Annotated in this window: 1 protein-coding gene; it reads right to left on the bottom strand. The window is 75.6% G+C overall.

Going from position 1 to position 10490, the window contains the following annotated elements; genetic code table 11:
• Window positions 1–10490, bottom strand: a 10490-nt coding sequence (locus tag CCN72_RS02125; protein ID WP_143664025.1) for a non-ribosomal peptide synthetase, incomplete at both ends; no start/stop codon positions are given.

Raw genomic sequence — 10490 nt, forward strand, 5'->3', positions numbered from 1 at the left:
GGGGCGGGCAGGGCGCGCCGGTCGGTCTTGCCGCTGGTGGTGCGCGGGATGCGGGCCAGCGGGACGAACGCGGTGGGCACCATGTGGTCGGGCAGGGTGCGGCGCAGCACGAGGCGCAGATCGTCGGCGGACGGGTCGCGGTCGCCGGCCGGCACCACATAGCCGACGAGCATCAGGCGCCCGGCGTGTTCGCGTGCGGTGACGGCGGCGTCGGTGACGTCCGGGTGGTCGAGGAGTGCGGCCTCCACCTCGCCGGGCTCGATGCGGAACCCGCGGATCTTGACCTGCTCGTCGACCCGGCCGAGGAACTCCAGCAGCCCGTCGCGGTCCCAGCGGGCCCGGTCCCCGGTGCGGTACATCCGCTCGCCCGGCGCCCCGAACGGGTCGGCGACGAAGCGGGCGGCGGTGAGGCCGGGCCGGTTCAGGTAGCCGCGGGCCACCTGGGCGCCGGACAGATACAGCTCACCGGGTACCCCGGGCGGCACCGGGCGCAGGGCGTTGTCGAGGACGTAGGCGCGCAGGTTGCCGCCGGGGCGGCCGATGACGGGCCGGTCGGGGCGGTCGGCGACACGGCCGTAGACGGCGTCGACGGTGCACTCGGTGGGCCCGTACATGTTGTACACGGCGACCTGGAACTCGTTCTCCACCCGCGCGAGTTCGCGCCAGTCGGCCGGGGTGACGGCCTCGCCGCCGACGAGCAGCAGGCGCGGGTGGTGGCGGCCGGGGGCGAGCAGTCCGGCGGAGGTCAGCTCCCGCAGGAAGGAGGGGGTGACGTTCACCAGGTCGAGTCGGCGGTCGGCGACCTGGGCGCAGAACGCCTCGGGGTCCAGGCGTACGTCCTCGTCGATCAGATGCACCTCGTGGCCGAGGGCGAGCAGCAGCGGCCCCTCCCAGGAGGTGTCGAAGGAGAAGGAGGCGCTGAGCGCGGCCCGCAGCCGTCGGCCGTCGGCGGTGTGCGGGGCGAGCAGGCCCCTCTCGTGGTCGTGGCACAGATTGACCAGCTGCCGGTGTTCGACGGCGACGCCCTTGGGCCGGCCGGTGGAGCCTGAGGTGTAGACGATGTAGGCGGTGTGCCCGGGCAGCAGCGGCCGGACGCGGTCGGCGTCGGTCGGGTCGTGCGCGGGCAGCCGGTCCCAGGGCACCTCGGCGAGGTCGGCGAGCAGGGTGTGCGGGCGGGCGTCGGAGAGCAGGAAGTCCGTCCGCGCCTGCGGGAGTTCGGGGTCGAGGCTGAGCAGGGTGGCGCCCGTCTTGGCGACCGCGAGCAGTGCGATCAGCTGTTCGGAGGTGCGCGGGAGGCGTACGGCGACGACGTCCTCGGGGCCGGCGCCGTGCGCGATGAGGTGGTGGGCGAGCCGGTTGGCGCGCTCGTTGAGCGTGGCGAAGTCGAGCGTGGTGTCGCGGGCGACCAGGGCGGTGTGCCGCGGGGTGCGGGCGGCGCGGGCCTCGAACAGGGCGGGGAAGGTGGTGTCCGGCGCGGGCAGCCGGGTGCCCTCGCCGTGGCGGAGCACCTGCCGCTCCTCGGCGTCGGTCATCAGCGGCAGCGCGCCGACGGCCCGCTCCGGGGACTCGGTCGCGGCCTCCAGCAGGACGCGCAGCCGTCCGGCCAGGCGCTGGGCGGTGTCGCGGTCGAAGAGCCCGGTGTTGTACTCCAGATGGCCGGTCAGGCCGCCGCCGGTCTCGACGAAGTCGAAGGCCAGGTCGAAGGTGGCGTTGCGGACGGGCGGGGTGACCGGCTCGGCGGTCAGGCCGGGCAGCCGGGGCGGCTCGGCGTCGAGGTTGTGCAGGGCGACCATGACCTGGAACAGCGGGGTGCGGCTGGTGTCCCGCTCGGGCTGGACGGCGTCCACCACCCGCTCGAAGGGCACCTCCTGGTGGGCGAACGCGTCCAGGACGGTTCCGCGGACCTCGGACAGCAGCTCACGGAAGGGCAGTTCGGAACGGACCCGGGAGCGCAGCACCAGGGTGTTGACGAACATGCCGACCACGTCGTGCAGTTCGGGCCGGTCACGTCCCGCGGTCACGGTGCCGACGGTGATGTCCTCCTGTCCGGCCCAGCGCGCCAGCAGGATCTGGCAGGCCGTCACCAGCGTCATGTAGAGGGTGGCGTCGGCCTCCCGGCCGCGTGCGCGCAGCCGCTCGGTCAGGGCGGCCGGCAGGGTGAAGGTCACCAGGTCGCCGTCGCGGGTGCGGACTGCGGGGCGCGGCCGGTCGGTGGGCAGCTCCAGCGGGGTGACGCCGTCCAACGCGGCCCGCCAGTGGGCGAGTTCGGTCTCGGCCCGGTCGGCGCGGGCCCGCTGCCAGGCGGCGTGGTCGGCGTAGCGGACGGGCAGCGCGGGCAGTTCGGGGCGGCGGTCCGCGAGGGCCGCCGCGTACAGCTCGCTCAGGTCCCGGCCGAGCACGCCCATGGACCAGCCGTCGGTGACGATGTGGTGCACGGCCAGGACGAGGACGTGGTCGTGGTCGTCGGCGGCCAGCCGGGCCAGGCGGGCGCGCAGCAGCGGTCCGGTGGTCAGGTCGAAGGGGGTGGCGGCCGTCCGCTCCAGGAAGCCGTCCAGAGCCGTGGTGTCGGGGAGTTCGGTCAGCGGCAGGTCGACGGGCCGCGCCGGGTGGACGATCTGCCGTGCCTGCCCGTCGTGTTCGGCGAACGTGGTGCGCAGGGTCTCGTGCCGGGCGACCAGGCCGTCCAGGGCGACGCCGAGGGCGCCGGTGTCGAGCGGGCCGCGCAGCCGCAGCGCGGACAGGGTGGTGTATTCGGTGCTGCCGGGCTCGAACCGGTCGAGGAACCATAGGCGTTGCTGCGCGTACGACAGGGGTGCCGGGGCGTCCGCGGGGAGGGCCGGGATCACGTCGGCGGTGTGCGCGGGTCCCGGTTCGCCGAGCGCGGTCGCGAGGGCGGACAGCGTGGGGTGGGTGAACAGCAGCCGGGGTGAGACGTCGGTGCCGAAGGCGGCGCGCAGCCGGGAGGTGACCCGCACGGCGAGGATGGAGTCGCCGCCGAGGGCGAAGAAGTCGTCGTCGGCGCCGACCTCGTCGGTGTCCAGGACGTCCGTCCAGGCGGCGGCGACCAGCCGTTCGGCGTGGGTGCGCAGGGGGGTTCGTTCGCGGTCCGCGGCGAAGCCGTCGGGGCCGGGGGCGGGCAGGACGCGCCGGTCGAGCTTGCCGTTCACGGTGAGCGGCAGCGCGGCCATCGGCACGTAGGCCGCGGGCACCATGTGCGCGGGCAGCAACCCCTCCAGATGGGCCCGCAGTTCGGCGGCGGTCGGGGGCGCCGCGGTGCGCTCGCCTGTGCCGGTGCCGACGACGTGGGCGACCAGGCGGCGGGTCCCGGTGGCGTCCTCGTACACGCCGACGGCGGCGGCGCCGACGCCGGGGTGGGTGTGCAGGGCGGCCTCGATCTCGCCGGGTTCGATGCGGTAGCCGCGGATCTTCACCTGCTGGTCGGCGCGGCCCAGGTACTCCAGGGAGCCGTCGGCCCGGCGGCGGGCCCGGTCCCCGGTGCGGTACATGCGGGTGCCGGGCCGTCCGAAGGGGTCGGCGAGGAACCGGGTCGCGGTGAGGCCGGGCCGGTTCAGGTAGCCGCGCGCCAGGCCCTCACCGGCGACGAACAGTTCACCGACGGCGCCGGGGGGCACGGGCCGCAGCAGTTCGTCCAGCACATGGACCCGCAGGTCCGGGATGCCGGTGCCGATGGGGCTCGCGGCACCGGTGCGGGCCGTGAAGCGGTCCAGCGGGGCGTAGGTGACATGCACGGTGGTCTCGGTGATGCCGTACATGTTCACCAGGCGCGGCGCGGTGTCCGGGTGGCGCAGATACCAGTCGGCGAGCCGGTCCACGTCCAGCGCCTCACCGCCGAAGACCACCGTACGCAGGGCCAACCGGGCGCTGACGTCGGGGAGTTCGGCGTCGGCCCGGATCAGCGGGTAGAACGCGGAGGGGGTCTGGTTGAGGACGGTGACCCGTTCGTCGGCGAGCAGCCGCAGGAAGTCCTCCGGGGAGCGCGCGGTGTCCTCGGGGACGATCACCAGCCGGCCGCCGTGCAGCAGCGGGCCCCACAGCTCCCACACGGAGAAGTCGAAGGCGTAGGAGTGGAACAGCGTCCACACGTCGTCGGCGCCGAAGCGGAACCAGTGCCGGGTGCGGGTGAACAGGCGGGCCACGTTGGCGTGCGGGACGACCACGCCCTTGGGCAGGCCGGTGGAGCCGGAGGTGTAGATGGCGTAGGCGGGGCTCTCGGGCAGCGCGCGGCGGGCCGGTCCCGCGGCCGGGCGGCGGGCCAGGTCGGCGCGGACCTCGGGGTCGTCCAGGAGCAGCAGGGGTACGACAGGGTCGGCGTCGACCCCGCTGGTGGTCACCAGGGCCACCGGGGCGGCGTCGGCGAGCAGGTGCCGTACCCGCTCGGCGGGCAGCCGGGGGTCGATCGGCAGATACGCGGCGCCGGTCTTCAGTACGGCGAGGACGGCCACGACGAGGTCGGTGGAGCGGGGCAGTGCCAGGGCCACGAACGTCTCGGGTCCGGCGCCGAGTTCGGCGAGCCGGTGGGCGAGACGTCCGGAGCGGGCGTCGAGGGTGGCGTAGTCGAGCCGGTCGGCGCCGCAGCTGACGGCCTCGGCGCCGGGGGTGCGGGCGGCCTGGGCGGTGAAGAGGCCGTCCAGGGTGTCGGCGGGCCGGCCCTCCTCGGTGCCGTTCCACTCGGCCGGGAGGCGCCGCCGTTCCTCGGCGGTGATCCAGGCGAGGTCGCGCACCGGCCGCTCCGGGTCGTCGGCCAGCTCGGTGAGCAGCAGGCACAGCCGGTCGGCGAGGTCCCGTACGGTCGCGGGTTCGAACAGCTGGGGGTCGTAGGCGAGGTCGAAGCCGAACCGGTCGCCCTGGTAAGCACGCAGCACGAGGGCGTAGTTGGTGGCGTCGCGGGCGGAGACGTCCGCGAGGCGTATCCCGGCGCCGGTCGAACGGGCTTCGTCGAAGGGGTAGTTCTCGAAGGCCACCATGCTGTCGAACAGCGCGCTCCCGGACGGCACGTCGCTCAGCGCGGTCAGCTCGGCGAGGGACACCGCCGCGAACCGCCGTGCGTCGGCCTGCGCTTCCTGGAGTTCCCGCAGCCAGGCGGTGGCGGTACGGCGGCCGTCCACGCGGACCCGGGTGGGCAGGGTGTTGATGAACATGCCGACCATCGACTCGACGCCGGGCAGGTCGTCGGGGCGCCCGGAGACGGTGGTGCCGAACAGCACGTCCGGCTCGGCGCCGTAGCGGGACAGCAGCAGCGCCCAGGCGCCCTGCACCACGGTGCCGAGGGTGAGCCCGGCGGCGCGGGCGGTGCGTGCCAGCCGCGCGGAGACCTCGTCGGACAGGGCGGCCGTGTGCAGGCCCGCGGAGCGGGTCTCGTGCCCCGGGCGCCGGGCCCGGTCGGCGGGCAGCGGGGTGGGTGTGGCGAACCCGGCGAGGACGTCCCGCCAATGCGCGCGGGCCGCCGCGCCGTCCTGCCCGGCCAGCCAGCGCACATAGTCGCCGAACGGCCGGCGGGCCGGGGGCCGGGGCGTGCCGCCGGTGGTCAGCGCCGTGTACTCGGCGAACACCTCGGTGAGGACCTGGGCCAGGCTCCAGCCGTCCAGGATGAGGTGGTGGGAGGTCCACAGCAGATGCAGCCGGTCCCCGGGCAGCCGGACGAGGGTGAGCCGCATCAGCGGGGCGGCGGTGAGGTCCAGCCCGCGCGCGAGGTCGTCGGCGCGCAGCCGGTCCCAGCGCGTGTCCCGCTCCGCCGGGTCCACTTCCCGCCAGTCCACCTGCTCGACGGGCACGGTGACCTGGCGGTGCACGACCTGGAGCGGGACCGGCACGCCCTCCCACACCACGGAGGCGCGCAGGGCGGGGGTGCGGTCGGTGACGTGCTGCCAGGCCTCGGCGAGCGCACCGGGGTCGGTGACGCCTTCGAGGAGCAGCGCGGCCTGGTCGACGTACACGTCGTCGGGTCCGCCGACCAGCCGGTGGAAGAGCATGCCTTCCTGGAGCGGGGTGAGCGGCAGCAGGTCCTCGATGTCCCGGCCGTCGCCGGCGACGCGGTCCACCGCGGCCTGGTCGAGGCGGGCCAGCGGGAAGTCGGAAGGGGTACGGCCGCCCGCGCCGGGTCGCGCGCAGTGCTCGGTGATCGCGCCGAGCGCCCGCACCATGCCGTCGGCCAACCGCCGTACGGTGTCGGCCCGGTGCACCTGGTCGCTGTAGTGCCAGGTGATCTCCAGCTCGCCGTCGGCGACCAGGGCTGACACGTCGAGGAGGTGGTCGAGCGGCTCGGCGGGGTCGGTGTCCCGGCCGGGTACGTCGGCGACGGGTGCGAAGTCGCCGCCGCCGGGCGCCTCCCACTGGCCGTGGTAGGTGAAGCACACCTGGGGCAGCGGGAGTTCGCCGAGGGCGCGGGCCTCCGGGCGGGGCGAGCCGAGGTGGGCCAGGGCCTGGTAGCCGAGGCCGCGCCGGGGTACCGCCCGCAGCCGCTCCTTGACGGCCTTGAGGGTGCTCCCCCAGTCGTCCGGTGCGGCCGGGGTCAGGGTGACCGGGTACTGGGTGGTGAACCAGCCGACCGTGCGGGACAGGTCGGTGCCCTCGGCCAGGTCCTCCTCCCGGCCGTGGCCCTCCAGCGCGACGGTCACCCGGTCGGTGCCCGTCCAGTCGGCCAGCACCCGGCCCAGCGCGCTCAGCAGTACGTCGTTGACCTGGGTGCGGTACGCCGTCGGCACACGCCGCAGCAGCGCCTCGGTGGTGGCGCGGTCCACCCGGGTGCGGACGGTGCGCACGGATCCGGCGAGCGGGGTGCCGGGCAGGTCCACGGGGAGCGGGGTGCGGGGCTGGGCCGCTTCCCGTGTCCAGTAGGGCAGGTCGTCGTCCAGGGCGCCGGCCCGTACCAGGTCGGTCAGTTCGCGTGCCCAGTCGGCGAACGCGGTGTGCTCGGGCTCGGACCGGGGCCGCTCCCCCGCCGCCGCCTGCCGGTAGGCCTCCGCCAGGCCGGTGAGCAGCACCCGCCAGGAGACGCTGTCGACCGCCAAGTGGTGTGCGGTGAGGAAGAGTCGCGGGCGGGGACCGCCGGGGAGCAGGGCCGCGCGCAGCAGGGTCCCGGTGGCCGGGTCAAGGGCGGCGCGGCCCGACTCGGCGGCCTCGGCGGGCGGGGTACCGGGGGCGTGGCGGGTCAGCGGCGGCCCGTCCGGGGCGGCGGCGGGGTGCTGGAGCCAGGTGTCGCCGGAGCGGACGAAGCGGGTGCGCAGGGCCGGGTGGCGGGCGACCAGGGCGGTGAGCGCCTGTTCCAGGGCCCGTTCGTCGAGGTCGTGCGGCAGGTCGAGCAGCATCGACATGCTGAAGTGCCGCAGCGGGCCGTGGGTGGCGAAGAACCACTCCTGGACCGGGGTGAGCGGGGCGGGCCCCTCCTGCTTCGGACGGCGGGGCGCCGACACGGCGGCCGTGCGCAGGCTCGCGGCGGCGGCCAGGTCGGCGACCGTCTGATGCCGGAAGACGTCCTGCGAGCCGATCCGCAGCCCCGCGGCACGGGCCCGGGAGACGGCCTGGATGCTCAGGATGGAGTCGCCGCCCAGCTCGAAGAAGTTGTCCGTGACGCCGACCCGGTCCACCCCGAGCACCTCGGCCCAGACGGCCGCCAGGGTGTCCTCCTCGGGGGTGCGGGGGGCGACGAACTCCCGTTCCGCCGCCGGGGTTTCCGGGGCGGGCAGGGCGCGGCGGTCCAGCTTGCCGCTGGTGGTCAGCGGCAGCGCGTCAAGGGCGGTGAAGGAGGACGGCACCCAGGCGTCGGGCAGCACCCGGCGCAGGGCCGCCCGCAGCTCGGCGGGGACGGGCCGGGGGGCGCCGGAGGCGGGCACGACGTAGGCCGCGAGCCGGCTGTGGCCGTGCGCGTCGGGTACGGCGACGACCGCGGCGGCGGTGATGCCGTCCAGCGCGAGCAGCGCGGCCTCGATCTCGCCGGGCTCGATGCGGTGGCCGCGCACCTTGACCTGGTCGTCGGCGCGCCCGAGGTAGTCGAGGCGGCCGTCGGCGGTCCAGCGGGCCAGGTCGCCGGTGCGGTACATGCGGGTCCCGGCGGGCCCGTAGGGGTCGGGCAGGAACCGGGTGGCGGTCAGACCGGGGCGGCCGGTGTAGCCGCGGGCCAGCTGGCCGCCCGCGAGGTACAGCTCGCCGCCGACCCCGGGCGGTACCGGCTGGAGCCGGTCGTCCAGCACATAGGCGCGCACGCCGGGCAGCGGGCGGCCCACCAGCGGGCGGTCCCCGCCGTCGATGCGGCAGGACAGCGCGTCCACGGTGCACTCGGTGGGGCCGTAGAAGTTGTGGGCGGTCACGTCCGGGTGGGCGGCCAGCTCCCGCCAGAGCGCGGGTCCGACCGCCTCGCCGCCGAGCATGAGGACCCGGGGGTGGTGCCGGGGGTCGGTGAGCAGCCCGGCGGGCAGCAGCTGGCGCAGATAGGAGGGGGTGACGTCGAGGAAGTCGACGCGGTGCTCGACGACGTACTCGACCAGGGCGGCCGGGTCCATCCGGGTCACCTCGTCGACCAGGTGCAGGGGGTGGCCGTCGGCCAGCAGCAGCACGCCCTCCAGGGAGGTGTCGAAGGAGAACGAGGCGGTGAGCGCGATGCGCAGCGGGCCGCCGCCCGCCTCGGCGACGAAGCCCGCCCGGTGCGCGGCGAGCAGGTGTGCCGCCGAACGGTGCGACACGGCGACGCCCTTGGGGCGGCCGGTGGAGCCGGAGGTGTGGATGACGTAGGCGGTGTGCTCCGCGTCCAGCGGGGCGCGCCGGTCGGCGTCGGCCGGGTCGGTGTCCGGGGCGGTCGCGGGTACGGCGCGCAGGGCGGCCTCGTCCAGCACCAGGGCCGGGCGGGCGTCGTCCATCAGGTACCGGACGCGCTCTTCGGGCAGGGCCGTGTCGAGCGGGAGGTAGCCGGCGCCGGACTTCCAGACGGCGAGGATCGCGGTGATCATGTCGGCGGTGCGTGGCAGCCGCAGCGCGACCAGCTGTTCCGGGCCCGCGCCGCGGGCGATGAGGTGGTGGGCGAGCCGGTTGGCGCGGGCGTTGAGGGTGCCGTAGTCCAGCCGTTCGCCGCCCGCGACGAGGGCGAGGGCGTCCGGGGTGCGGGCGGCACGGCGCTCGAACAGCTCCGTGTGCAGGGCGTCGGGCGCGGGGTGGTGGGTGCCGGGGTTCCCGAAGGCGAGGACCTGGCGTGTCTCTTCCTCGGAGAGGAGCGGCAGGGTGCCCAGGGGGCGGTCCGGGGTGTCGGCGGCGCCCTCCAGCAGGCGCAGCAGCTGTCCCGCCAGCCGTTCGGCCGTGGCCGCGTCGAACAGGTCGGTGCGGTACTCCAGCAGCCCGGTCAGGCGCTCGCCGTCCGGTACGAACTCCACGCTCAGGTCGAAGGTGGCCGCCTGCCGGGGCACCTCGACCTGGCTGGTGGCGAGGCCGTGCGGGGCGGTCGCGGCGGGCGGATCGGGGTGCAGCAGGACGAACACGTCGAACAGTGGGTTGCGGCCGGCCTCGCGGGGTGCGCCGACCGCCTCCACGACCCGTTCGAACGGCGTGTCGCCGTGCGCGAAGGCGTCGTTGACGGTGTCGGCGGTCCGCGCCAGCAGCTCACGGAAGGAGCCGGACCGGTCCACCGCGGTGCGCAGCACGACGGTGTTCACGAAGAAACCGACGGTGCGTTCCAGTTCGGTGCGGGAGCGGCCGGGGGTCAGGGAGCCGACGGTGATGTCGTCCTGTCCCGACCAGCGGGCCAGCAGGGCCTGTGTCGCCGCGACCAGGGCGGTGTGCAGGGTGCTGTGCTGCTCCCGCGCGAGGGTGCGCAGCCGGGTGGTGAGGGCCGCGGGGACGGTGAAGCCGTGGACGGCCCCGGTGCCCGCCTCCTCGCCGCGGCGCGGCCGGTCCAGGGGCAGCTCCGGTGCCACCGCGCCGGTCAACCGCTCCTTCCAGTGCGCGAGTTGGCCGTCCAGCCGGGCGCCGGAGAGCTGTGCGCGCTGCCACACCGCGAAGTCCGGGTACTGCGTGGCCACCGGCGGCAGTTGTGGCGCGGCACCCCGGGCGAGGGCGTCGTAGGCGGTGCACAGCTCGTCCAGGACGACGCCCATGGACCAGCCGTCGGTGACGATGTGATGGGCCGTCAGCAGCAGGACGTGCGAGACGGCGGACTCGCGCAGCAGCAGGGCGCGCAGCAGCGGACCGTGCCGCAGGTCGAAGGGGCGGGCGTACTCCGCTCTCAGGTCCGCGTCCAGGTCGGTGGTGTCGCGGACCGGCAGCGGCACCGGGCCCGCCGGGTCGACGCGCTGCGCCGGGCGGCCGTCGGTCTCCTCGAAGGTGGTGCGCAGGGCCTCGTGCCGGGCCACGACGGCGGCCAGGGCACCACTCAGCGCCTCCTGGTCCAGCGGGCCGGTGAAGCGGACCGCGACCGCGCTGTTGTAGCGGGGGTCGCCGGGCCGCAGCCGGTCCAGGAACCACAGGCGCTGCTGGGCGAAGGACAGCGG

This window comes from Streptomyces murinus (genome assembly GCF_002154555.1).
Classification (GTDB): Bacteria; Actinomycetota; Actinomycetes; order Streptomycetales; family Streptomycetaceae; genus Streptomyces; species Streptomyces murinus.